We start from the raw sequence: 22959 nt of genomic DNA on the forward strand, positions 1-22959 counted from the left end.
ATGATCGTTCTTTCCATCAATGGTCAGGATTCGCAGGTCGACGTCCCCGACGACATGCCGCTGCTATGGGTGTTGCGCGACGTGCTCGGCATGAATGGCACCAAGTTCGGCTGCGGCATTGCCCAATGCGGCGCGTGCACGGTGCATCTGGACGAGCAGGCGGTGCGCTCGTGCGTGCTGCCGGTGGCCGGCGCGGTGGGCAAGAAAATCACCACCATCGAAGGCGTCGGCGGCACCGACCTCGGCCAGCGTGTGCAGAAGGCGTGGCTCGGTATCGAGGTGGCGCAATGCGGCTACTGCCAGACCGGCCAGATCATGGCCGCGACCGCGCTGTTGGCGCAGAAGCCGTCGCCCACGGATGCGGACATCGACAGCGCGATGTCGGGCAACCTCTGCCGCTGCGGCACCTATGTGCGTATTCGCGCGGCCATCAAGCAGGCCGCCACCGGCCAGATCACGCTTCCGCAAACCATCGCCTGAGCATCGTTCGATTCCATTCCCGCCTGACTGTCGAGACTTCGCCATGACGCTTCGTGTTGATCGCGCGCAGGAAGAGCCCGGACTGCAAGACCCGCAGCGGCGCGAATGGCTCAAGCGCGGCGGCCTGGTGGTGGCGTTCATATCGCTTGGTGGGGCACGACATGTCTGGGGATTTCCCGAGCACGCACGCCTCGATGCCGATCATCCGCAGTTTGCGCCCAACGCTTTCGTGCGGGTAAACCGGGACGGCAGCGTGCAACTGGTGATGCCGAGCATTGAAATGGGGCAGGGCGCCTATACCGGCCAGGCCACGCTGCTGGCCGAAGAATTGGACGTGGGGCTCGATCAGATCGCGGTCGAGCATGCGCCGCCCAACCGCAAGCTCTACACCAACCCCCTGCTGGGCGACCAGGCGACGGGCGGCTCCACCACCATTCGCTTTTGCTGGACCACCTTGCGCGATGCCGGTGCCGCAGCACGCTCCATGTTGGTGGCGGCCGCCGCGCAACGCTGGAAGGTGGACCCCGGCCAATGCACCACCGCGCACGGTGTGGTTACGCATACCCCCAGTGGGCGCACCCTGAGCTATGGCGAGCTGGCCGACGCGGCCGGGCAGTTGACGCCTCCCGCCAAGGCGCCGCTGAAGGATCCCAAGCAATTCCAGCTGATTGGCAAATCGCTGCGTCGGGTCGACACGCCAGGCAAGGTCGATGGCACGCTGGCGTTCGGCATGGACATCCGCGTGGCCGGCATGAAGGTCGCCACCGTGCAGGCCAGCCCCACCTTCGGCGGCAAGCTGGTCTCGGTGGACGAGACGCGCGCTCGCGCGATTCCCGGCGTGATCGACGTGGTGAAGCTGGACAATGCCGTCGCCGTGATCGGCGAGCATTTCTGGGCGGCCAAGAAGGGTCTGGAGGCGCTGGACATCCATTGGGATCCGGGCGCGAACGGCGCCTTCACCACCGAGCAACTGTTCAAGGATCTGGCCGACGCCTCCGAACATGGCACGCCGATCCTTGGCCGCGAAGTGGGGCAGGTGGGCAACGTGAAGGGCAAGCTGATCTCGGCCACCTATCAGTTGCCGATGCTCGCGCACGCCACCATGGAGCCGCTCAACACCACCGTCCACGTGCGCCCGGATGCGTGCGAGATATGGGTGGGTACGCAGGTACCTGCGCGCTGTGTCGACGTGGCCATGAAGGTCACCGGGCTGCCAGCGGAAAGCATCCAGGTGCACAACCAGTACATGGGCGGCGGCTTCGGGCGGCGGCTGTTCGAGGACTCCGTCGAGCAGGCAGTGGCGATTGCCAAGCAGGTGGCCTACCCCGTCAAGGTCATCTGGACGCGCGAAGAAGACATCGCGCAGGACCGCTATCGCGCTGCCTACTACGATCGCATTTCGGCCACCCTCGACGATCAGGGGCGGCCGCAGGCATGGACCGACCGCACCACCGGCGCGTCGGTGATGGCGACGTTCGCGCCCGGCGCGATGGGCAAGAACGGCCTCGATCCGGATCTGGTCGAATGTGCCGCCGAGTTGCCTTACGCGATCCCCAATCTACGCGTGGACTGGGTGCGGCACGACATGCCCACCGGTTTGCATGTGGGCTGGTGGCGCGGCGTGGGGCCGACGCACAACGTGTTCGTGGTGGAAAGCTTCATCGACGAACTCGCCCACGCCGCCGGCAAGGACCCCGCCGCCTATCGCCGCGACCTGGTCAGTGACAACCCGCGCGCACGGGGCGTGTTGGACCTGGCCATACAGAAGTCGGGATGGGGAAGCGGCAGCCTGCCTCCGCGGCACGGCCGCGGCATCGCGCTGGCGGCACCGTTCGGCAGCTTTCTTTGCGTGGTGATGGAAGTGGAAGTGTCGCCGCAAGGCGAAGTGATCATGCGGCGGGCGGTGGCGGCGGTGGACTGCGGCACCGTGATCAATCCCAACACCGTGGAAGCGCAGATCCAGGGCGGACTCGTCTACGGCTGGAGCGCGGCGCTGTATAGCGGCATCACGTTGAAGCATGGCGCGGTCGAGCAGCGCAACTTCAACGATTACCGCGTGCTGCGCATGAACCAGACGCCGCCCACCGAGGTCTACCTCGTGCCCAGTACCGAAACGCCGGGCGGTATCGGCGAAACCGGCACCGTGATGGCCATGCCGAGCCTGGCCAATGCCATCTTCGCCGCCACCGGCGTGCGCCTGAGGACGCTGCCCATCGATACGTCGGCACTGGTGCAGGACAAGCACGCGCTGGACGCAGTGCTGTCGGCAACCACTCCGGATCCTTCTGCCGCATCGGACGCGCTCGCCGCCATCGTGAGGACGCCGACATGAGAATCGGACGTGCCATTGCCGTGGTCGTCGGCATCGTGGTGCTGGTGGCCGTCGTGTTCACCGGCTACGCATTGTTGACCGTGACGCACAGCGGCGACGAATCGCTTGCACAGCCGGCCGGGGCGGGCACACCGCCCGACCTCACTGCGCAAATGGCGCGTGGCGAATACCTCACGCGCGCGGCCGACTGCGCCGCCTGCCACACCGTGCCCGGCGGTGCGGCGTATGCGGGCGGGGTGCCGTTCAAGCTTCCGTTCGGAACGATCTACTCATCCAACATCACCGCGGATAAGGAAACCGGCATCGGCGGCTGGAGCGACGACGATTTCGTGCGCGCGCTGCATGCCGGCGTCGACAAGGATGGGCGTCCGTTGTATCCGGCTTTTCCGTACGCCTCGTACACCGCGCTGAGTCGCGATGACATCCTGGCGATCAAGGCGTATCTGTTCAGCTTGCCAGTCGTGCACGCACCGGCGCCGGCGAACGATCTGTCGTTTCCGTTCAATCAGCGCTGGGCGATCAGCCTGTGGAATGCGGTGTTCCTGAAGAAAGAGCGCTTCCAGCCCGTGCCCGGCAAATCGGAAGCGTGGAATCGCGGCGCCTACCTGGCCACGGCGCTGGGCCATTGCGGCGAATGCCATACGCCGAGGAATGCCGCGTTTGCGATGAAGCACGGCGAAGCGCTGGCCGGCGCCGAGTTGGAAGGCTGGAAGGCCTATAACATCACGTCCGACAAGGAGCACGGCATCGGTGCGTGGAGCGATCAGGAGCTGATCGATTATTTCTCCAAGGGCCACGCTGCCGGTCGCGGCACCGCGTCCGGTCCGATGGGCGAAGTGGTGGAATACAGCCTGCAATACCTCACGCCATCGGATCTCACTGCGCTGGTTGCGTACTTGCGGGAGGTGAAGCCGCAGCAGGGTGGCGTGCCCGAGCACGCTCCGCTGGCCGCCACCGCATTGCCGACCAGCGCCAGTCTTGGCGAGCAATTGTTCGTCGGTGCTTGTGCGGGCTGCCATCTGGATAGCGGGCAGGGACGTCAGACGGACTACGCCGCGCTCACCGGCTTGCGATCCGTGCGCGATCCGCACGCGACGAACCTGACCCAGGTGATCCTGCATGGCACGCAATTGGACGTGAGCGGCCAGCGTATTTTCATGCCTTCGTTTGGTCGCGCGTATTCCGATGCGGAGATCGCGGCATTATCCAATTATGTAGTCGGCCATTTTGGCGGTCAGCAGGGAACGCTCAGCGCATCCGAGGTGGCGAAGCGCCGCATCACCAAATAAACGGCACGAACCGCTTTACCTTCAAGGCATAGGACGAATAATCGGGGAAGGCTTGTCGAAGCATGTTTTCCTCGACGTCGATGCGATAAAGAAAGGCCGGTATCGTCAATAGGGTCAATAACACCAGCGCGAGCCAGTCGCCCAGCGCGAGGCCCAGGCCCACGAAGGCCAGCCATCCGCCGAAATAGCCCGGATGGCGCACGAATCGATAAGGGCCCTGGATGACCAGGCGATGGTCGCTTTGCACCGCCACGTTCGCCGAAAAGAATTTGCGCAAGGTCCACATGCCGGCCCAACGGATGCAGAACCCGAGCAGCATGATTGCCACGCCGATTATCTTGATCGCGGGCGGAAAAGCGTTTGCGCCGATGCCAAAAAGATAGAGAGCAATGCAAAGCCATGGAATAAACAGGTTGCTGGAGGCCAATAGCTGCATGGATCGCCGGTCGACGTTGGAGCCGCTTCGATCGTTGGCGGTACGCAGGATGGCCAGTTCCGACAGGAACCATGCGGCGAAAAGCAGGATGGCTAGCGTTTCGATCTTCACGGGGTCTCCCTTGAATCCGTGCATGGCATCGCAACGTCTCGAGCCGGCCGGGCCTCGCATGCGTTGTCGCCAATCGTATCGTTTGCCGCGTTCGCATGCTGCACAAGCCAAAAATAAGGCTTTTCAGACATGACAGGTGTGGCTTGTCGCCGTTAATGTCCTAGACTGGGCTTGATTCCACCACGTAGGTATCGCAATGGCGATTGATCTGAAGCACCTCTCCCCGAAAGAACTCGAGGCACTTATTGCCAACGCGAGCGCCCATATGCGTGAGGCGCGCACGGCGCACGTACGGGCCGTCAAGGACAAGATCGAGGCGTTGCTGCGCCAGAGCGGGCTGAGCCTGGACGACATCTATCCTTCCCGCGGTAAGAAGACGGCGAAGGGCAAGACCGGTTCGGTCGCCCCCAAATACCGCGATCCTTCCGACCCCTCCGTCACCTGGACCGGCCGCGGCCGCCAGCCGCTGTGGTTCGTCAAGGCGCTCAAGCGTCGCGGCGTCACGGAACAGCACCTGCTGATCGACAGCTCGGCGAAACCGTCGACGGCGCCGGCCAAGCGTGCGAAAGCAGCCAAGAAGGCTCCGAAGAAGGCAGTCAAGCGCGCGGTCAGAAAGACGGCCAAGAAGGCTTAAAGTTAGACCAATCGCAGTGCGGTGGTGCAATGCCGCCGCACTGTTATGTTTTTTTGAACGTGCGCGGCATCCATTTAAATGCCTGCGATTTTTATACGTTCCGGCGAACATTCGCCCCTCATCCTGGCCCTCTCCCGGAGGGGAGAGGGAGAAGTGGCGCGCACCGCAAAAGGCGATGCGAAGCGAGCCTCCGCCTTAAGTCTTCTGCACCGCCTTACTCGCGATATAGCCATACCGTCGATTTGGGAGATCGTGACGATCCGGGCTCCGAATCCTTCAGGCTCGTATACCGCAGTCAGTGTGAGCTTTTTAGGCCATTTTCTTTGGGTTACTTTCGACGCGAAGCTAGTCCCGTGGGATCTCTTGGGCCAGCAAGAGAAAAGTGACTCGAGCGTCCCAAAAAAGGGGGCTAGCTTTGCGTCGGCGGCAGTCGATCGAAACGCCCGCCGCGTCCCACGGGACTAGCTTTGCGTCGTAGGCGGCACCCTGGCGGTATCGCATCAATCGCAGCACGCCGCCTTGGACGACCAGCCTAGCCTTCGGCTTTCGCGCTTCGCCAGAACGACGAACCTAAGCCTCAAGCAAACACGGAACCTTCGCTCTCGTCGGCGTACGCTCGGCCATTGCGGGGCATGTCGACGCGCGCCAAAGCCCGCCCGGCTCGCGTCACGGCACCCCCACCGGATCAGGATCATGCGCCTTGGGTGACCGGCAACGGTCCACCTCTCGAATGCGGCATCGACGCCTGACGCCATTGCAGAACGCGTAGTGGGTTGGTCCTCCCAAGGAGAGAGCGCATGTCAACCGAAGCAAAGTGCCCGTTCAACCATGCCGCCGGCAGCGGTACCACCAACCGCGACTGGTGGCCCAAACAGTTGCGGCTGGACCTGCTCGCCCAGCATTCCAGCAAGTCCAATCCGCTGGACCAGGGCTTCAATTACGCCGAGGCATTCAAGAGCCTCGACCTGCCGGCAGTGAAAAAGGATCTGGCGGCACTGATGACCGATTCGCAGGAATGGTGGCCGGCCGACTTCGGCCACTACGGACCGTTGTTCATCCGCATGGCATGGCATAGCGCCGGCACCTATCGCATCGGCGACGGACGTGGCGGCGGCGGGCGCGGCCAGCAACGTTTCGCGCCGCTCAACAGCTGGCCCGACAATGTGAGCCTGGACAAGGCCCGTCGCCTGCTGTGGCCGATCAAGCAGAAGTACGGCCAGAAGATTTCCTGGGCCGACCTGATGATCCTGGCCGGCAACGTCGCACTCGAGACCATGGGCTTCAAGACCTTCGGTTTCGCCGGCGGCCGCGAAGACACCTGGGAACCCGACCAGGACGTCTACTGGGGCAACGAGAAAACCTGGCTGGGCGGCGACATCCGCTACGGCAAGGGTTCGCCGGGTCACGAGAAGGAAGGCGTGCTGGTGGCCGAGCCGGAATTGCACGGCAGCGAAACCAGCCGCACCGAAGACGGACGCACGCTGGAAAACCCGCTGGGCGCCGTGCAGATGGGCCTGATCTACGTGAATCCGGAAGGCCCGGAGGGCAATCCCGATCCCATCGCCGCCGCGCACGATATCCGCGACACCTTCGGCCGCATGGCGATGAGCGACGAAGAGACCGTTGCCCTGATTGCCGGCGGCCACACCTTCGGCAAGACCCACGGTGCGGGCCCCGCTGACAACGTCGGGCCTGAGCCCGAAGCCACCGACATCGAAAACCTGGGCCTGGGCTGGCGCAACACCTTTGGTTCGGGCAAGGGCGCGGACACCATCACCAGCGGCCTGGAAGTGACCTGGACCAGCACGCCGACCAAGTGGAGCAACAACTTCTTCTGGAACCTGTTCGGCTTCGAATGGGAACTCACCAAGAGCCCCGCGGGCGCGAACCAATGGCAGCCCAAGGGCGGCGCGGGCGCCGGCACGGTGCCGCACGCACACGACAAGGACAGGCGCATTGGCCCGTCGATGCTCACCACCGACCTGTCGCTGCGCATGGATCCGGCCTACGAGAAAATCTCGCGGCGCTTCATGGAGAATCCCGATCAGTTCGCCGATGCGTTCGCCCGTGCGTGGTTCAAGCTGACCCATCGCGACATGGGTCCGCGCGCACGTTATCTGGGCCCCGAAGTGCCGGCCGAAGAACTGCTTTGGCAGGACCCGGTTCCCGCCGTGGATCATCCGCTGGTCGAAGAAGGCGATCTTGCCGGGCTCAAGCAGAAGATCCTCTCCTCGGGATTGTCGGTGTCGCAACTGGTGTCCACCGCGTGGGCATCGGCATCCACGTTCCGCGGCGGCGACAAACGCGGCGGCGCCAACGGCGCGCGCATTCGCCTCGCGCCGCAGAGGGACTGGGAGGTCAATCAGCCGGCCGAGCTGGCCAAGGTGCTGAAGGTGCTGGAAGGCATCCAGGGCGACTTCAACAAGGCGCAATCCGGCGGCAAGAAGATTTCCATGGCCGACCTGATCGTGTTGGCCGGTGGCGCCGGCGTCGAGCAGGCGGCCAAGAACGCCGGCCACAAAGTCACCGTGCCGTTCTCGCCGGGCCGCACGGACGCCTCGCAGGAGCAGACCGACGTGGAGTCGATGAGCAAGCTCGAACCGCTCGCCGACGGCTTCCGCAATTATCTCCAGCGCAAGTTCAGCGTCCCCGCCGAACACCTGCTGGTCGACAAGGCGCAGTTGCTGACCTTGACGGCGCCGGAAATGACGGTGCTGGTGGGTGGCCTGCGCGTGCTCAATGTGCGCAGCGGCAAGGAGCCGCACGGCGTCTTCACCGACAAGCCTGAGACGCTCACCAACGACTTCTTCCGCAACCTGCTGGACATGGGCGTGGAATGGAAGTCGAGTTCGGGCGACGTGTTCGAGGCACGCAACAGCAAGTCCGGCAAGACGGCTTGGACGGGAACGCGGGTCGACCTGATCTTCGGCGCGCATGCCCAGTTGCGGGCGTTGTCGGAGGTCTATGCCAGCGAAGACGGCAAGGAGAAATTCCTCAACGACTTCGTGGCGGCATGGGTCAAGGTGATGAACCTCGACCGCTACGATCTCGCCTGATCGACCGAAGGGCTCCGCCGGGCAGAGGGCTCGGCGGAGCTGCGCGGTTCAACTCGCGCTGGGTGCGGGTTGTACGGGTGGGGACGCGGGTGGCAGCAATTTTCCCCGCGCCAGCAGGTTCAAGGTTGCCAGCGCCATCGCCAGGATGATCACGTTGGCGCCGATGAAAAGATAAGGCGCCAGCAAGGCGAGCGGGCCGGTTTCGCCGCGTTCGATCAGTCGCACAGGTGCGCCCGCCAGCGCGCTTAGGCCGAACGTAAAGCCCCAATAGCCCGCGGAGAACGGCTGGGCGCGTATCCAGGGCAGCAGGCGGATCAGAATCAGGGCCTGCAGCAGGCCGTACCCCAGCAATGCGTGGACGAACAGATTGGGCGGTCCGCTGCTGATGCCCAGATAGGCGATCGCGCCCACCGTCGGCGGCGCCAGCTGGATGCCCAGCGTGGGGCGGATGGGCGAGGGCAGGGCCTCGGTCGTGTACAGCCGATGGATCAGCACCGACTCGATCGCCAGCCATGAAAACAGGCCGGCACCAAAGGCCAGTTCGCCCCAGTCGGCATAACCGAGTGCGGATGCGACCGCGGCCGTCACGAACGGGCCGGCCACCGTCGGCAGGTAGAGCACCGCCGTGGTGTGCGTGGCCTCGCGACCGCCTTGCCACAGTGCGCCGGTGCGCCATACCGCGAACAGCACCGTGTAGACGACGCAAACGACGAACAGGGCCAGTGCCGCACTGCGCGAATAGGGAAGCAGGGCGCCGGCAACGAGCATGCCCGAGACCCCGATGAGCCCGACGAAGCAGCATTGCACCGGATGGCTCAGCTCAGCGCGGGCGTGCTGGCCGGCGTAGATCCATTTGGCCACATAGAAGGCCACCAGGGTCAGCCATACCAGCGTGGCCAGTAGCAGCAGCGATTCGCCCACCACGGGCGGCAACGACCACACGCGGTGGGCCGTGCGCCAGGCATTGCCCAATCCGGCGAGGCCCAGGACGATGCCGAAGAAGCTTGCGGGAATGACGGGAAGCGCGTGCTGGCGTGTCATGTCGATCCGCTCGATGGACGGGCATTTAGAATACCCTCCGCGATGACCGCGGACGGTCGCTGGCGGGGCGGTGCCCGCATGGCGCGGCCGAGGTAACCGGCAGCGCGGATCAGCGAATGATGAAAGAGGGTAGGCTCGACACGAGCTCTTTGCGTGACGCGCAGCATCTCAAAAACATATATAAATAAATAAGTTAACGAGCATATCTAATGTTCTTTCCATTCCGACTTTCGCGGCTGGGTCGCAACGCATCGCCGGCAACCTTCACCCGTTGGCGCGGCACCTACGCACTGGCTCGTTCGGTCCGAATCCACCTGAAACATTCACCACAAGGGCTACCACTGCAATGAACAACTTCCTTTTGCGTGCACTGGCGATCACCGCCTTCGCCGCCGCCGTTCCGGCGCTGGCTGCCAGCAGCCAGGGCGACACGGCCGCTGTGTTCACCGCCCAGGCCAGCCAGGCGGGCAAGACCATTTCGTTCTCGCTGGCGGATGCACTGAAGTCGGGCCCGGTGGTGGTGTACTTCTACCCGTCGGCCTATACGGGCGGTTGCGATATCGAGGCGCATGAGTTCGCCACGGAAGCGGCGAAATTCGCAGCAGCCGGCGCCACCATCATTGGCGTGTCCGCAGACAGCATCCAGCGCCTCGACACGTTTTCGGCCGATCCCAACTACTGCGCCGGCAAGTTCCCGGTCGCCTCCGATCCGGACGGCAAGATCGCCGCGTCGTATGGCCTGAAGGTCACCGCCGCCGATCCCAAGGCCAAGGACGAGCGCGGCGTGACCATCGACCACGGCTTCATCGAGCGCACCACCTTCGTGATCGGGCGCGATGGCAAGATTGCCGCGGTGCTTTCGTCGGAAGCCGATCACTTGCATCCGAAGGATCATGTGAGCAAGTCGCTCGCCCTGGTCGAGCAGATGAAGAACCCGAAGGCGCCGTAAGCAGGCGGGATGGCGGCGCCGCGTGTTTTGCGGCGCCGTGACCGCATTGGTGCCCGGCCCGCCACAGATGCGGGCCGGGCAGGTGACGCGACGATCGGTTCAGCTGGCGACGGCTGTCTTCCTGAGAAACGGACGCACCGATCCGGGACCGCCACCGATGAACGACGGGTCGACCAGGTCCGCCATATGCACCAGCTCCGGCAACGAACCGGCTTTCATCTTGCGCATCACCTGACCCCGATGGGCTTTCACGGTGATCTCGCTGATACCCAGTTCGCACGCCACCTGTTTGTTCAACAAGCCGGCGACCACGCGCGTCATCACCTCGCGTTCCCGGCGGCTCAGCGACTCATAACGATCCTGCAGCATGCGCCTGCGGGCATTCTGCTCGAGCGCGCCACGACTGCGCGCGATCGCACTGCCAATGGCCTGCAGCAGCGCTTCATCATCGAGTGGCTTGGTCAGAAAATCCGCGGCGCCGGCCTTCATCGCCTGCACGCTCATAGGCACGTCGGCGTGATCGGAGGTAAGAATGACGGGCAGGTCGATACGGCCGGCAGCCATCAGCCTTTGCAGATCCGCGCCGCTGAGGCCGGGCAGGGATGCATCGAGAATCAGGCAGCCGGCTGAAAGTATCCGGGTGCGGGCGAGAAAATCGCGGGCACAGGCAAACGTTTCCACTTGCCAACCCCAGAGGTGGATCAACGCGTCGAGCGACGCGCGTATCGAGCTGTCGTCGTCCACCACGAAAACCGTGGCTGTGGACAGGGCGCGCGGAGCGAGATTCGACCCGCGGTCCGATTCGTTCAACAGATGCATGACGGTCTCCGGCGACGAAAGCGTCCCTGCTGCGCAAATCAAGCAAGCGCCGCGCTCCTTTCGGCCGGTCGAGCGCTACCGATGCTGTCTTTCGACCACGTGTCACTCCACGCAATCCACGATGCACCGGCGAAGCTGCGAGCGCGGTGTCCCCATCGCAACGCTTGACGCAAAAACACCTCGCGGCCTCGCATTGGCTTGAGGCCGCGAACATGGGCAGGGCTGGCACCGTGGCCATGATGCGCCAGTGGTCGTGAGTCGTTTGTATGCGCGCGGCCGAAAAACCGATACCAAAGCGGGATAGACGCTGGTTTGCCGACGGGCGCAGGCTCAGCGGACAGGCGCGCGCTCCGCTGTCCGGTCGCGACGCGCTTTTCTCGGGCGCCAAGGCCAGGACAAGCGCATGAAGATCCTCATGGTACTTACTTCGCACGACATCCTCGGCAATACCGGGCGCAAGACCGGTTTTTGGCTGGAGGAGTTTGCCGCGCCTTACTACGTCTTCACCGATCAAGGTGTCGACGTCACGGTGGTATCGCCCAAGGGCGGCCAGCCCCCGATCGATCCCAAGAGCGACGATCCCGATAACCAGACGCCCGCGCAGACCCGCTTCAAGGCCGACCCTGCAGCCCTGAAAGTGCTGGCCCATACCAAGCGCCTGGATTCGGTCTCGTCGGAAGATTTCGACACCGTGTTCTATTCCGGCGGCCACGGCCCGATGTGGGATCTGGCGGAGGATCCGGTGTCGGTCAAGCTGATCGAATCGTTCTACGACAGCGGCAAGCCGGTGGCGACCGTGTGTCACGCGCCGGGCGTGCTGCGCCACGTGAAGTACCAGGGCCACCCCATCGTCAAGGGCAAGCGCGTGACCGGCTTTACCAATACCGAAGAGGAAGAGGTCCAGTTGACCCACGTGGTGCCCTTCCTCGTCGAAGACGAATTGAAACGCCTCGGCGGCCTGTTCGAGAAGAAGGACAATTGGGTGAGCTTCTCCATCATCGACGGCCGCCTGATTACCGGCCAGAACCCGGCGTCTTCCACGGAAACGGCGAAGGCCTTGCTCAGCATCATGAAATAGCCGCGCGCCGGTGGCTTGCGTGCCGGCGGGGGAAGACGGTCGCCATGAAGACAAGTGGATTCGCGCGGATCGCCCTGGCTGTTCTGGCATGGGGAGTCCTTGTGACCGTGCATGCTGGCGAAAAGGTGGCTTCCTCGCCGACGGTCAGTGCGATCGAGTTGCCGCGGGAGGGCAAATTTCCCTCGCTCGACGGCGCCGTCGCCTGGCTCCATTCGCCACCGCTCACGCCGCAGGGCCTGCGCGGAAGGGTGGTGCTGGTCGACTTCTGGACGTACTCGTGCATCAACTCGATACGCCAGCTTCCCTATATCCGTGCATGGGCCAGGAAATACAGCAGCCAAGGCCTGGTGGTGATCGGCGTGCATGCGCCCGAGTTTGCCTTCGAGCGGAATATCGACAACGTGACCAGGGCCGTCGATGCACTGAGATTCGGCGAGCCCGTGGCCACGGCAGTCGACAGCCGCCACGCGGTCTGGCTTGCCTTCAACAACGAATACTGGCCGGCGCTGTACTTCATCGATGCGAAGGGCCAGATCCGCCACCATGTGTTCGGCGAAGGCGAGTACGACACGTCGGAACGGGTCATCCAGCAATTGCTGGCCGAAGCGGGTGCGACGAACGTCAGCCGGGATCTCGTTGCCGTCGATGCGCGCGGCGTGGAGGCTGCTCCCGACTGGCAGGACATGCAATCGCCGGAGACCTATATCGGTTCGGAACGGCGGGCCAATTTCGCATCCACCGGTGCCGGCCTGTTCAGTGGGCGCAGCCATTTCGCGGCGCCCGACCGATTGACGCTCAACCACTGGGCGCTGGTCGGCGACTGGAGCGTGGGAAAGCAGTCCGCGGTGCTGCATGAAGCGGGCGGACACATCGCGTATCGCTTCCACGCGCGCGATCTTCATCTGGTGATGGCGCCGGCGACAGTAGGGGCATCCGTGCGATTTCGCGTCACGCTCGATGGAAAGCCGCCGGCCGCCGCCCATGGCCTCGACGTGGACGAGCAGGGCATCGGCACGTTGTCCGAACCACGCATGTATCAGCTGATACGCCAACCGATGCCGGTCTCCGATCGCGTGTTCGATATCGAGTTTCTCGACCCGGGCGCCGAGGCGTTCGTGTTCACGTTTGGCTGAGCAACGCCGCGCTAATGACTGCGTGGATCATCCTTGGCATCGACATATTCGATACCGAGCGGGCCATAACCTGAAACCTGGGTCACGTATTCGCCGGACTTGGCCCAGTGAAAGTGCGGCGTATTGCCGGGCAACACGATCACGCTGCCGGGGCCGTAGGCGACCAGTTTGGATTCGTCGAAAGTCTTGCCCAGCCCGATGTAGAACACACCCGAAATCACCGTGTAGATGCGGTCTTCCGGATGCGTATGCGGCATCAGCTTGACGCCGGCAGGCACTTTGACTCGCTCGACGTAGGGGCCTGCCTTCTTGGGATCGCCCACCAGCACGGCAAGGCGCGCTTCGGCAGGGAAGGCGGGAAACGGCGCCCATTGAACGTCTTCCGGCAGCACGGCGCCGAAGCTCTTTACGGGCAGTCCGCCGCCCACGGCCAGCATGGGCGTCAGCCACGCCGCGGCGATCGCCACGGCGGCAACGACAGCTCTCGAACGAGACATGGCCTGCGCTCTTCCCGCTTCGCGAAGGACGATGGTAGTCACAAGCCAGCCGGGAAAAACATTCCCCTTTGGTAGCGGCGCGAGCGTGTGGTCGCGCCGCTCGCTGTCAGAGACTCACGCCCAGCATGCGCTCGCTCAGCATCCACAGGCGTTCCGCTGCCACGGGATCGACCGCCCAGGGACGAACGCCTGAGGCGATGCTGGCACTGCCCGGCACGGTGACATCTTCCTCAGGTGCCAGCACCGCGATGTCGCAGTCCTCGCAATAGACGCCACCGAGGCCGTCGAGTTGCGCACTGGTGGCAGCCCAAACGCTGGTCGCCGCACCTTGCGAGGGGCTCTTCAAGCCGCGTGCCAGGTCGACCACGGGTTGACCGTGTTCGTCCAGCGCACCGATCTTCTGCAATTCTTCCGCGCTCATGTGCCGCGCGAGGTCGGTCACGATGCGGCCCGGATGGACCGAGAACGCCCGTACGCCGCGAGACTTGCCGCGCGCATCCAGCTCCACGGCGAACAGTGCGTTGGCCGTCTTGGACTGGCCGTAGGCGATCCACCGGTCGTACTCGCGCCGTTCGAAATTCGGATCGTCGATATCGACCGTCGCATAACGATGGCCCAGCGACGAAAGAGCGATCACGCGTGCGCCATGCGCGCCGACCAGGGCGGGCCACAGTCGCGCGGTGAGCTGGAAGTGGCCCAGGTGATTGGTGGCGAATTGCAGCTCGAATCCGCGTGCATCGCGCGTCAGCGGGCAAGCCATCACACCAGCGCTGTTGATGAGGAAGTGCAGGGGCTGGCCGGACGCCAGATAGCCTGCGGCGAATGCATTGATGGAAGCGGGCGAAGTCAGATCCATCGTCGCCAGTTCGACATCGAGACCGTCCAGCGCGGCGCGCGCTTTTTGTGCGTCGCGCGCCGGCACGATCACGCGCGCGCCGGCCGCGCGCAGCGCACGCGCGGTCTCCGTGCCGATGCCCGAATAGCCACCGGTGACGATGGCGGTCTTGCCGGAAAGATCGATACCGGCGAGCACGTCGTCGGCACGGGTGGCCGGGCCATAGCCCGAGCCGAGGGGAGTTTGCGGAGAAGGCATGAAAGGGGTCCTGGAGGAGTAAATACCAGCCTAGGCCCGCCGGGACGTACGATGAATACTTGAAAATCCCTATTTCATGCGCAATCGTTCAAGCATGCGGGACGATCCTCTCTCCGACGTACTCAAGCTGGCCGATGTCCAATCGCTGATGTCGGGCGGTTTCGCGGCATCCGGCGACTGGGCCATCCGCTTTCCCGCGCCCGACAAGATCAAGTTCTTTGCCGCCGTGCGTGGTGCCTGCTGGCTGCAGTTGGATGGCGAAGCAGGCCCGGTGCGGATGGCGTCGGGCGACGTGATCCTGCTGTCTGCCCAACGCAGCTTCGTGCTGGCAAGCCACCTGGAGACCGTGCCGGTGGATGCGCACGCGTTGTTTGCGGGGCGTGTCGACCCGATCGTCGGCGTGAATGGAGCGACGCGGGAGAATGCCGAGGTGTTGCAGATCGGTGGTCACGTGCGCCTGCATCCGGATTATGGCGCGCTATTGGCCGATGTCTTGCCGCCCTTGATCCATGTGCAAGGTTCGGCGGTCGAAGCGCAGGCCTTGCGTTGGATCCTCGATCAATTGATGCACGAGCGTGAAGACCTGCCCGGATCGGGGCTGGCCACGGTGCAGCTGGGGCACCTGCTTTTCATCCAGGTCCTGCGCGCCCACCTGGCCACGGGCGGAGTGTTGCGCGCGGGCTGGTTGCGTGCGGCGACCGATGCGCGGCTCGCGCCGGCTTTGCGATTGATCCACGGCGAGCCCGGACGCGCATGGCGGCTCGATCAAATGGCCAGGGCGTGCGCCATGTCGCGCACCAGCTTCGCCTTGCACTTCAAGAACGTGGCCGGCGAAGCGCCGCTGTCATACCTGGCGCGCTGGCGCATGCGCCTGGCCGAGCACGCCTTGCGCCGTGGCGATGCGCCACTGGCCACCCTGGCGGAAACGCTGGGCTATGCCTCCGAGAGCGCATTCAGTCACGCGTTCAAGCGCATCGTGGGTGTATCGCCGAAGCGCTACGGCGCCAACGCGCGCGCCGCCCATGATTCGGGCGATGCCGACGAAACAGAAATCGAGGATGTGTTGTAGCGCGCTTAGCGGTCGGCTGCGGGCGCGGCCCTGAACGTCACCACCAGCACATCGCGAAACGCGGGCTCGTCGGCCACCAGCGGCAACACCGGGGTGACGCCGTGGAACACGCTGGGATCGTGGATCAGTGCGGCATCCAGCGGATGCGTTAGGGTGAAGTCGCCGAGCAGCCGGCCATCCGGTGCATGGATGGTGGTGGTGCCGCTCGCGATGTTGCGGCGATTGACCAGCAGTACCAGTACATAGTCGACGCCGTCGCGATGGCTGCCTTCCGGCGTCGGTTCGCCGGCAGCGCTGGCCGTGGCTTCGATGCGGAACTGGTGCACTTCGATGTGCCAGCGCGCGACCGTGGGTGCCAGCGATCCGAAGAACGCGTGGCAGAAGTCGAGGATGCTGCGCAAGGTCTCACCATGCACGACGGCTTCGGTGATGGGCTCGAACCAGCGCTCGATGTCGCCCTGCAACGCGTTGTACTGCAGCGATTGAAAATGCGGCTGATGAGGCTCCGTCGTGACGACACCGTGCGCAGCGGCCGAGAACGTGGCATGACGCCTGCGGCGAGCCCGCCCCTTGGCGGCTAGGTACTGATCGGGCGCCAGCTGGTTCCAGCTCTCGGCAAAGTCGCTCCAGTCCGACAACCCGCCGGACGAGGCCAGCAACGGACGCATCGTGTCGGCGGGAGCAAAAGCGAATCCATCGAGCCGCATTTCGTTGAGCAGCGGCGAAGCAGGCAGTTCGGCGAGATTGTGCATGCGTGCATGATAGGCGATCTTGGCCTCGCTCCGCTGAGACTGTTCGGCCGGCCTGCGCCCTGGCGTGGTTTATTCCTTCTTGATCGGGTGCCCGCCAAATTCATTGCGCATGGCTGACAGCAACTTGTCGGAGAAGGAATCCTTGTCGCGCGAACGCAAACGCTCGATCAACGACTGCGTGATGACCGGTGCAGGCACATTGAGTTCGATCGCTTCATCGACCGTCCATCGGCCTTCGCCCGAATCGGCGACGTAGGGCGCGATGCCAGACATGTCGGGATTCTTCTTCAAGGCATCGGCGGTGAGATCGAGCAGCCACGAGCGGACCACGCTGCCGTAGCGCCAGATCTCGGCTACCTGCTGCAGGTCGATGGCGAACTCGGTCTTGTGGCGCAGGATGGAGAAGCCTTCGGCGTACGCCTGCATCATTCCGTACTCGATGCCGTTGTGAACCATCTTGGCGAAATGGCCCGCACCCGCCGGGCCCACGCGCGCCCAGCCGCGATCCTTGGTTGGCGCCAGCGATTCGAAGATCGGGCGCATGCGTTCGACCGCTGCCTCATCGCCGCCGATCATCAGGCTGTAGCCTTCCTCCAGGCCCCAGATGCCGCCGCTGGTGCCGCTGTCGATATAGGCGATGTCGCGCTCTGCAAAGCGTGCCGCGCGGCGCATGCTGTCCTTGTAGAACGAATTGCCGCCGTCGATGATCGTATCCCCCGCTTGAAGCAACGGCAGCAGCGCATCGAGGCTGGCGTCAGTCGCCGCACCTGCCGGTACCATCAGCCACAGCGTGCGCGGCGAGGGCAGGGCGGCGACGAGTGCGGTCAAAGAATCCGCCGATTGAGCGCCCTTGCTCTGCAGGTCGTTCCTCGCGGCGGCCTGGGGATCGAACCCCACGACCTGGTGCCCGTCCTTCATCAGGCGCTGAGCCATGTTGGCCCCCATCCTGCCCAAGCCGATCATGCCGAGTTTCATGGTGCTTCCTTCAAGGGAGTGGAGTGGCAACGCAGGGTTGCAAGCGTGCATGGTGACTGCCGGACAGGCAAGTTCCCGTGAGAGAAAAGCAAACAGGGCGCGCACGATCCCTTGGCTGCAAAGCGATGTAAGCTCTTGCGAATTCTGCTTCCGCGACGGGTGCCATGAGCCAGATCGGGATGCCTCCCTGCGATAGCGGCGTGATCTTGAGCGCTGCGACAGCGCAATCGTGCGCCGCCAGGTCGCAGCGCTGGATTCTTCTGGCCGCCATCCTCGGCACCAGCATGGCCTTCATCGACGGCACGGTGGTCAACGTGGCCTTGCCGGCGATCGAACGGGAAATGGGTGCCAGCACGGCCGATGCGCAGTGGGTGATGGAATCCTATGCGTTGTTCCTCGCGTCCCTGCTGTTGGTCGGCGGCGTGCTGGGCGATCGCTTCGGCCGCCGTCGCATCTTCATGATCGGCACGGCCTTGTTCACGCTCGCCTCGGTCGCTTGCGCCTGTTCGACCACGGTGATCCCCTTGATCATCGCCCGCGCCGCGCAAGGCGTCGGCGCGGCATTGCTGGTGCCCGGCAGCCTGGCGCTGATCAGCGCCAATTTCGCGGCCACGCAGCGTGGTGCGGCGATCGGCACCTGGTCCGCCTGCAGCGGCATCACGGCGGCCATTGGACCGGTGATCGGCGGTTTCCTGGTCGACCACTACTCGTGGATTTGGGCCTTCCTGGTCAATGCGCCGGTGGGCCTCGTGCTGCTGTGGATATGCGCCAGGAAAGTGCCGGAAAGCCGTGGACAGGTCGGCCGCCGGATTGACGTGAGAGGCGCAAGTCTGGTCACGCTGGGTCTCGCTGGCGTGGTGTATGCACTTATCGAGGCACCGTCGCGAGGCTGGTCGGCGGGCGAAGTATGGATGGCGGCTGCGATGGGCATGCTCGGCTTGCTGCTGTTCGTGCGCGAAGAAGCGCGCAGCGCCGGGCCGATGTTGCCGTTGACCTTGTTCCACGAACGCAATTTCGCGGGCGCTAACGTGCTCACCTTGCTGCTCTATGCCGCACTGGGAGGCAGCCTGTTCTTTTTGCCGTTGAACCTGATCCAGGTGCAGGGCTATGGCGCCACCGAAGCGGGCGCGGCACTGTTGCCGTTCATCGCCATCATGTTCGCGCTGTCTCGTTGGGCAGGCGGCCTGGTGGACCGGTTTGGTTCGCGCCCGCCGCTGATCGTGGGGCCGTTGATCGCGGCGGTGGGCTTCGCGCTGTTTGCGTGGCCATCCGTCGGCGGCAGCTACTGGACAGCGTTCTTTCCAGCGATCTGCATCCTCGGACTGGGCATGAGCATCACGGTGGCGCCATTGACCACCACGGTGATGAACGCCGTCGGCGAAGAGCGGGCTGGGACGGCGTCGGGTGTGAACAACGCCGTCTCCCGCACCGGGCCGCTGCTGGCGATTGCCTTGTTCGGCATGCTGTTGACCTTGAGTTTCAACCAGTCGCTGTCGCTTCGGCTAGCCGATGTGCACGCGCCGCCGGCATTGGTCGCATCACTGCTTGCGCAACGCGAGAAGCTGGCCGGCATCGTGGTGCCCTCTGGTTATCCCGCGGAGTTGAGGGCCGCGGTGCGGCAGGCCATCGAGCTGTCCTTCGTCGATGGCTTTCGGCGAGTGATGTGGTTGTCGGCGATGCTGGCCTTGCTCAGTGGCGTGAGCGCCGCGATCCTGATTCGAGGCAAGCCGGCATCGCATGCGGTGAATGAGCTGGAGCGGTGAGACCCTTTCAAACGAGGACCGGACAGCCATAGTCCTTCTCATCGTCGCGTCGATGCGCATCGCGCAGTTGCCGCAGCGCGATGCTCAGGCCAATGCGATAGCCGCTACCGATATTGCCGTTGATGATCACCGTGGCCACCGGGGCCCGGTGAACGCCGTCGTGTTCCAGTTCCGCGCCAAAAACGTCATGGACTTCGATGTACGGCGCATCCAGGCGGTCGAGTGCATCGACCAGGCCGGCCTCGGGGTGCTCGCGTGCTTGCCATGCCAACTCGCCGGGATCGAGCAGGACGAATTCGGCACTATCGGCCCTGGCGGCGCACACCTCGCCGACCAGGCCCGGAAGATTGCCGCAGCCCCTCAGTTCCAGCGTGTGCCCTGCGGCATCGGCCTGCTGTTGGAGCTGCCGCTGCAATTCCTGCGGAAGGGAACAGCCGGAAGTGTGCGGCCCATGAACGATCACTATGCTCACGCGTCATGCCCATCATCGCCCGTTGGAGCGGATGCGACATGCTGCTTCCATTCGCCGTAAAAGTGCTGCAGGGAAATGGCGTCGCGGCGTAAATTTTCTGGCAGAGACATGGAGTGGCGGGCAGGTGTCCGCTACTTTGCCGACAGCGCCTTCTTCACCGCCTTCAGGCTTTGCTTGATCTTGTCGATCCCTTCCCAGGGATCCGCGCGTTGCCGCTTCAGTCGGGCAAGGGCGGAGCGCATATCGAACTGCGACGCGCTTTTCAAGCGACCGAGTTCGCTCCATCGCAACGGCATCGCCACCGGCGCGCCGGGCCGGCCGCGCAGCGAGTACGAAGCCACCGCAGTGGCGCCCCGTCCGTTGCGCAGGTAATCCACATAAATCCTGCCCGCGCGTTTTGCCTTGGAGCTGACCGACACGAACTCCAGCGGGTACATGGACTCCAGCACTTCGGCAAAGCTGCGCGCGAACTCCTTCACCTCGTCCCACGGTGCGGCCGGCTTCAACGGAACCACCACGTGCAGGCCTTTGCCGCCGGTGGCGCGAAGAAAGCTCTGCAAACCCAGCTGTTCCAGCAGCTTGTACATAAGACGTGCTGCTGCCTTGACCCGGGTCCATTCGACATCGGGACCGGGGTCGAGGTCGAATACCACGCGATCCGCGCAGTCGGGCTTGTCGACATGCGCGCCCCATGGATGAAACTCGATCGCGTTGTACTGGACCAGCTCGATGATGGAGTCCGCATCTACCGGATAGAGGTAAACGGCCGATGCGCCGGTCTCTTCCTTCAATCGGGCGGAGCCCACTTGTTTCAGGCCGCCAGCAGGGATGTGCTTCTGAAAGAAACTCGGCTTATTGATGCCGCCGGGCCAACGTATGACGGACATCGGCCGGTCGATGACGCCCGGCAGGAACCATTTCATCACGGCCGTGTAATAGTCCACGATGTCCTGCTTGGTAATGCCTTCACCGGGATAGACGATGCGCTCTGGATGCGTGATGGTGATCGGCGCAGGCGCACTCGATTTGCCACCGCGCGACTTGCCGGCTTCGGCGGGCTTCCTGGCGCGATCGCCGCGACGCAAATCGTTGGGCGTCTTGTCCGGCCGCATGGCCTTGAGGCTGGGTTGCCGAAGCAGCCCTTGGTTGCCGATGCCGCGATAAAACACTTCGGCGACGGCCGTGGGCGCAATCCAATGCGCATCGCGCGGCGCTTCACCCGCGTGCTTGATGCTCGGTGTGCGCGAACCTGCGCGCGCCAGTGAACGGGTGAGTTCGCGCAGCATGTCGTCACTGAAGCCCGAACCGACCCGGCCGACATAACTCCACTCGCCGCCGGGCGCTGGCCTGGCCAGCAACAGCGAGCCAAATCCCTTTCGTGATCCCTTGGCGTCGGTATAGCCCACCACCGCGAACTCGTCCGCTTCAAGGCGCTTCACCTTCACCCAGTCGTCGCCGCGGCCGCCGCGATAAGGCGAGTCCGCGCGTTTGCACATGATGCCCTCCAGTCGATGTGCGCTTGCGCTCTGGAAGGCTTCTTCGCCGCCGCCCACCACGTGACCGCTGTAGGCCAGCTGCTCCGGCGCCTGCCGAAGCAGGCGCTCTAGCGCTGCCTTGCGGTCGATCAGCGGTACGCGCGATAGATCGTATCCCTCGAGGTAGGGCATATCGAACAACACATAGAGCAGCGGCGTGGCGCTTTCGCCGGACAACGTCTGCTGCAGGGCATTGAAATCGGATTGGCCGTCGACAATGGCAATGAGTTCGCCATCCAGTTGAGCCGACTCGAGCCCCAGATCCTCCACGGCCTGCTTGATCTCGGGAAGCTTGTCTGTCCATGGCAACGCGTTGCGCGACCAGAAGGTGACCTCGCCGCGGTTGATCGACGTGAGGATGCGGTAGCCATCCCACTTCACCTCGTTCAGCCAGTTGTCGCCCGTAGGAGGCGTCTCGCGCAGGGTGGCGAGTTCGGGTTTGAAGAAGCCGCTGGGCGCGGCTCGTTTCTTTGCGCCCTCGATCTTGGCAACCCAGGCCATCGATGGCGGGCGTCGCTTCTTCGCCGCGGGTGTCGTCTTGCGCTTCGTTCGCGTGAGCTTCTCCGCCACCTCCTTGGCGCCACCGCTTTTCCCTGCCGCTCGCCGAGTGCTGTCGACCATCCTGGCATCGAGCAGGTCGTCCGCCTCCAGTTTGGACGTATAGGCGTCCTCATCCTTGATCAGGAACCAGACGGGTTTCTTCTCCTGGCGGTGACCGCGCACCAGGTGCCAGCTTCCTTTCAACCGCTCGCCGAAAAGCTGGAACCGAAGATGGCCTTTCTCCAGTTGGGCCTCTGCATCGCCCGAAGTCGCCCACACACCCGTGTCGAACGTATCCACGTGCCCCGCGCCATAGCCATCCGGAATATCACCCTGGAACGCGGCATACGACACAGGATGATCTTCCACCTCCACGGCAAGCCGCTTCACCTCGGGATCGTAACTTGGGCCTTTGGGGCACGCCCAACTCTTCAGCACATCGCCCACCTGGAGCCGGAAGTCGTAATGGCGACGACGCGCGTGATGAAGCTGCACCACGAAGAGTTCGCGCGCGGCCTTGCCCGCGGACTTCTCAGGGCGAGGCTCCGGCGTCCGGTCGAACCGTCTCTTCTTGGCGTAATCGCGCAGCGACACTTGCACACCTCGACAGTCCTGATGGGATCGCTCAGCGGCATGACTCGATAGCTCGCCGCATCATGAGGGAACGATTCTCATGAATGGAGTGAATCGACCGTCAACCTTGTGCTAATGACATACATGAAGACCAGCAAAAAGCTCGCTGCGCCCGTGGCACGGTGCGCTGATCCTTGTGCGGCACGAGATCGATGAAGGCGGATCGCTCCGCCGCAATGTCGCCCTGAGCTGCTGCAACTGAACTGTTCGTCGGGGCGGGGCAGGGAAGAGCTGTATGCGACGTAGCGGGTGCAGGGAGGTCATCGCTACGC

Annotated in this window: 19 protein-coding genes; 10 read left to right on the plus strand and 9 right to left on the minus strand. The window is 64.1% G+C overall.

The features are described 5' to 3' along the window. The 3 genes from ISP20_RS13160 to ISP20_RS13170 are packed head-to-tail and all read left to right on the plus strand — an operon-like array spanning window position 1 to window position 4101. On the plus strand, window positions 1–480 hold the full coding sequence (locus tag ISP20_RS13160) for a (2Fe-2S)-binding protein (protein WP_204636539.1): 480 nt from the start codon (window positions 1–3) through the stop codon (window positions 478–480). Between the two features lie 43 nt (window positions 481–523). Next, window positions 524–2812, plus strand: coding sequence for a xanthine dehydrogenase family protein molybdopterin-binding subunit (locus ISP20_RS13165; RefSeq protein WP_204636540.1), 2289 nt, complete (start codon window positions 524–526; stop codon window positions 2810–2812). Beyond that, on the plus strand, window positions 2809–4101 hold the full coding sequence (locus ISP20_RS13170) for a c-type cytochrome (RefSeq protein WP_204636541.1): 1293 nt from the start codon (window positions 2809–2811) through the stop codon (window positions 4099–4101). The genes ISP20_RS13165 and ISP20_RS13170 overlap by 4 nt, the downstream gene beginning before the upstream one ends. Here ISP20_RS13170 and ISP20_RS13175 read toward each other — a convergent pair. Further along, window positions 4091–4648, minus strand: a complete 558-nt coding sequence (locus tag ISP20_RS13175) for a methyltransferase (protein WP_204636542.1) — start codon at window positions 4646–4648, stop codon at window positions 4091–4093. The two genes, ISP20_RS13170 and ISP20_RS13175, sit on opposite strands and share 11 nt — an antisense overlap. 196 nt (window positions 4649–4844) lie before the next feature. Between ISP20_RS13175 and ISP20_RS13180 the strand changes: the two genes are divergently transcribed. Next, window positions 4845–5282: an H-NS histone family protein gene (locus ISP20_RS13180; RefSeq protein ID WP_204636543.1), complete on the plus strand. Its 438-nt coding sequence runs from the start codon at window positions 4845–4847 to the stop codon at window positions 5280–5282. 797 nt (window positions 5283–6079) lie between these two features. Then, window positions 6080–8338, plus strand: a complete 2259-nt coding sequence (gene katG / locus ISP20_RS13185; RefSeq protein ID WP_204636544.1) for a catalase/peroxidase HPI — start codon at window positions 6080–6082, stop codon at window positions 8336–8338. 48 nt (window positions 8339–8386) lie between these two features. On the opposite strand, the gene tehA is transcribed toward katG, so the two are convergent. Next, on the minus strand, window positions 8387–9379 hold the full coding sequence (gene tehA, locus ISP20_RS13190; RefSeq protein WP_204636545.1) for a dicarboxylate transporter/tellurite-resistance protein TehA: 993 nt from the start codon (window positions 9377–9379) through the stop codon (window positions 8387–8389). Window positions 9380–9725: 346 nt separating this feature from the next. On the opposite strand from tehA, the gene ISP20_RS13195 reads away from it, so the two are divergent. Beyond that, entirely contained in the window at window positions 9726–10328 is a 603-nt protein-coding gene (locus ISP20_RS13195; RefSeq protein ID WP_204636546.1) for a peroxiredoxin, read from the plus strand. A 99-nt stretch (window positions 10329–10427) separates the two neighbouring features. On the opposite strand, the gene ISP20_RS13200 is transcribed toward ISP20_RS13195, so the two are convergent. Then, window positions 10428–11147 carry a response regulator transcription factor gene (locus ISP20_RS13200; RefSeq protein ID WP_204636547.1) on the minus strand — a complete coding sequence of 240 codons (720 nt, stop codon included), beginning with the start codon at window positions 11145–11147 and terminating at the stop codon, window positions 10428–10430. Between the two features lie 403 nt (window positions 11148–11550). On the opposite strand from ISP20_RS13200, the gene ISP20_RS13205 reads away from it, so the two are divergent. After that, complete coding sequence (locus ISP20_RS13205) at window positions 11551–12225, plus strand: type 1 glutamine amidotransferase domain-containing protein (protein ID WP_204636548.1); 675 nt, start codon at window positions 11551–11553, stop codon at window positions 12223–12225. A 101-nt stretch (window positions 12226–12326) separates the two neighbouring features. After that, window positions 12327–13358, plus strand: coding sequence for a thioredoxin family protein (locus ISP20_RS21790; protein WP_204636549.1), 1032 nt, complete (start codon window positions 12327–12329; stop codon window positions 13356–13358). 11 nt (window positions 13359–13369) lie between these two features. Here ISP20_RS21790 and ISP20_RS13215 read toward each other — a convergent pair whose 3' ends face one another. Together ISP20_RS13215 and ISP20_RS13220 are read right to left on the minus strand one after the other, a co-directional pair. Further along, window positions 13370–13855 (minus strand): cupin domain-containing protein, encoded by a 486-nt coding sequence (locus tag ISP20_RS13215; RefSeq protein WP_204636550.1) that lies wholly within the window; start codon window positions 13853–13855, stop codon window positions 13370–13372. Between the two features lie 106 nt (window positions 13856–13961). After that, window positions 13962–14948 (minus strand): oxidoreductase, encoded by a 987-nt coding sequence (locus ISP20_RS13220; RefSeq protein ID WP_204636551.1) that lies wholly within the window; start codon window positions 14946–14948, stop codon window positions 13962–13964. A 94-nt stretch (window positions 14949–15042) separates the two neighbouring features. Here ISP20_RS13220 and ISP20_RS13225 point away from each other — a divergent pair, with 94 nt between their 5' ends. Then, complete coding sequence (locus ISP20_RS13225) at window positions 15043–16017, plus strand: AraC family transcriptional regulator (protein ID WP_204636552.1); 975 nt, start codon at window positions 15043–15045, stop codon at window positions 16015–16017. A 5-nt stretch (window positions 16018–16022) separates the two neighbouring features. Here the strand turns inward: ISP20_RS13225 and ISP20_RS13230 are convergent, their stop codons facing one another. Beyond that, the gene (locus tag ISP20_RS13230; protein ID WP_204636553.1) at window positions 16023–16769 is read right to left on the minus strand and encodes a 2OG-Fe dioxygenase family protein; all 747 of its coding nucleotides are present in this window, start codon (window positions 16767–16769) and stop codon (window positions 16023–16025) included. Between the two features lie 69 nt (window positions 16770–16838). Then, entirely contained in the window at window positions 16839–17795 is a 957-nt protein-coding gene (gnd, locus tag ISP20_RS13235) for a phosphogluconate dehydrogenase (NAD(+)-dependent, decarboxylating) (RefSeq protein WP_425490826.1), read from the minus strand. Between the two features lie 113 nt (window positions 17796–17908). Here gnd and ISP20_RS13240 point away from each other — a divergent pair, with 113 nt between their 5' ends. Continuing rightward, complete coding sequence (locus ISP20_RS13240) at window positions 17909–19507, plus strand: DHA2 family efflux MFS transporter permease subunit (RefSeq protein WP_204636555.1); 1599 nt, start codon at window positions 17909–17911, stop codon at window positions 19505–19507. Window positions 19508–19514: 7 nt separating this feature from the next. Here ISP20_RS13240 and ISP20_RS13245 read toward each other — a convergent pair whose 3' ends face one another. After that, window positions 19515–19979 (minus strand): type II 3-dehydroquinate dehydratase, encoded by a 465-nt coding sequence (locus ISP20_RS13245; RefSeq protein WP_204636556.1) that lies wholly within the window; start codon window positions 19977–19979, stop codon window positions 19515–19517. Window positions 19980–20110: 131 nt separating this feature from the next. Further along, on the minus strand, window positions 20111–22648 hold the full coding sequence (gene ligD, locus ISP20_RS13250; protein ID WP_204636645.1) for a DNA ligase D: 2538 nt from the start codon (window positions 22646–22648) through the stop codon (window positions 20111–20113). Window positions 22649–22959 lie beyond the last annotated feature (311 nt).

The organism is Dyella kyungheensis, from assembly GCF_016905005.1.
GTDB lineage: Bacteria > Pseudomonadota > Gammaproteobacteria > Xanthomonadales > Rhodanobacteraceae > Dyella > Dyella kyungheensis.

Bases quoted from the DNA above. Each gene is read 5' to 3' on its own strand.
- ISP20_RS13160 (WP_204636539.1), top strand. From the start codon at position 1: ATGATCGTTCTTTCCATCAATGGTCAGGATTCGCAGGTCGACGTCCCC.
- ISP20_RS13165 (WP_204636540.1), top strand. From the start codon at position 524: ATGACGCTTCGTGTTGATCGCGCGCAGGAAGAGCCCGGACTGCAAGAC.
- ISP20_RS13170 (WP_204636541.1), top strand. From the start codon at position 2,809: ATGAGAATCGGACGTGCCATTGCCGTGGTCGTCGGCATCGTGGTGCTG.
- ISP20_RS13180 (WP_204636543.1), top strand. From the start codon at position 4,845: ATGGCGATTGATCTGAAGCACCTCTCCCCGAAAGAACTCGAGGCACTT.
- katG (WP_204636544.1), top strand. From the start codon at position 6,080: ATGTCAACCGAAGCAAAGTGCCCGTTCAACCATGCCGCCGGCAGCGGT.
- tehA (WP_204636545.1), bottom strand. From the start codon at position 9,379: ATGACACGCCAGCACGCGCTTCCCGTCATTCCCGCAAGCTTCTTCGGC.
- ISP20_RS13195 (WP_204636546.1), top strand. From the start codon at position 9,726: ATGAACAACTTCCTTTTGCGTGCACTGGCGATCACCGCCTTCGCCGCC.
- ISP20_RS13200 (WP_204636547.1), bottom strand. From the start codon at position 11,147: ATGCATCTGTTGAACGAATCGGACCGCGGGTCGAATCTCGCTCCGCGC.
- ISP20_RS13205 (WP_204636548.1), top strand. From the start codon at position 11,551: ATGAAGATCCTCATGGTACTTACTTCGCACGACATCCTCGGCAATACC.
- ISP20_RS13215 (WP_204636550.1), bottom strand. From the start codon at position 13,855: ATGTCTCGTTCGAGAGCTGTCGTTGCCGCCGTGGCGATCGCCGCGGCG.
- ISP20_RS13220 (WP_204636551.1), bottom strand. From the start codon at position 14,948: ATGCCTTCTCCGCAAACTCCCCTCGGCTCGGGCTATGGCCCGGCCACC.
- ISP20_RS13225 (WP_204636552.1), top strand. From the start codon at position 15,043: ATGCGGGACGATCCTCTCTCCGACGTACTCAAGCTGGCCGATGTCCAA.
- ISP20_RS13230 (WP_204636553.1), bottom strand. From the start codon at position 16,769: ATGCACAATCTCGCCGAACTGCCTGCTTCGCCGCTGCTCAACGAAATG.
- gnd (WP_425490826.1), bottom strand. From the start codon at position 17,795: ATGCACGCTTGCAACCCTGCGTTGCCACTCCACTCCCTTGAAGGAAGC.
- ISP20_RS13240 (WP_204636555.1), top strand. From the start codon at position 17,909: ATGAGCCAGATCGGGATGCCTCCCTGCGATAGCGGCGTGATCTTGAGC.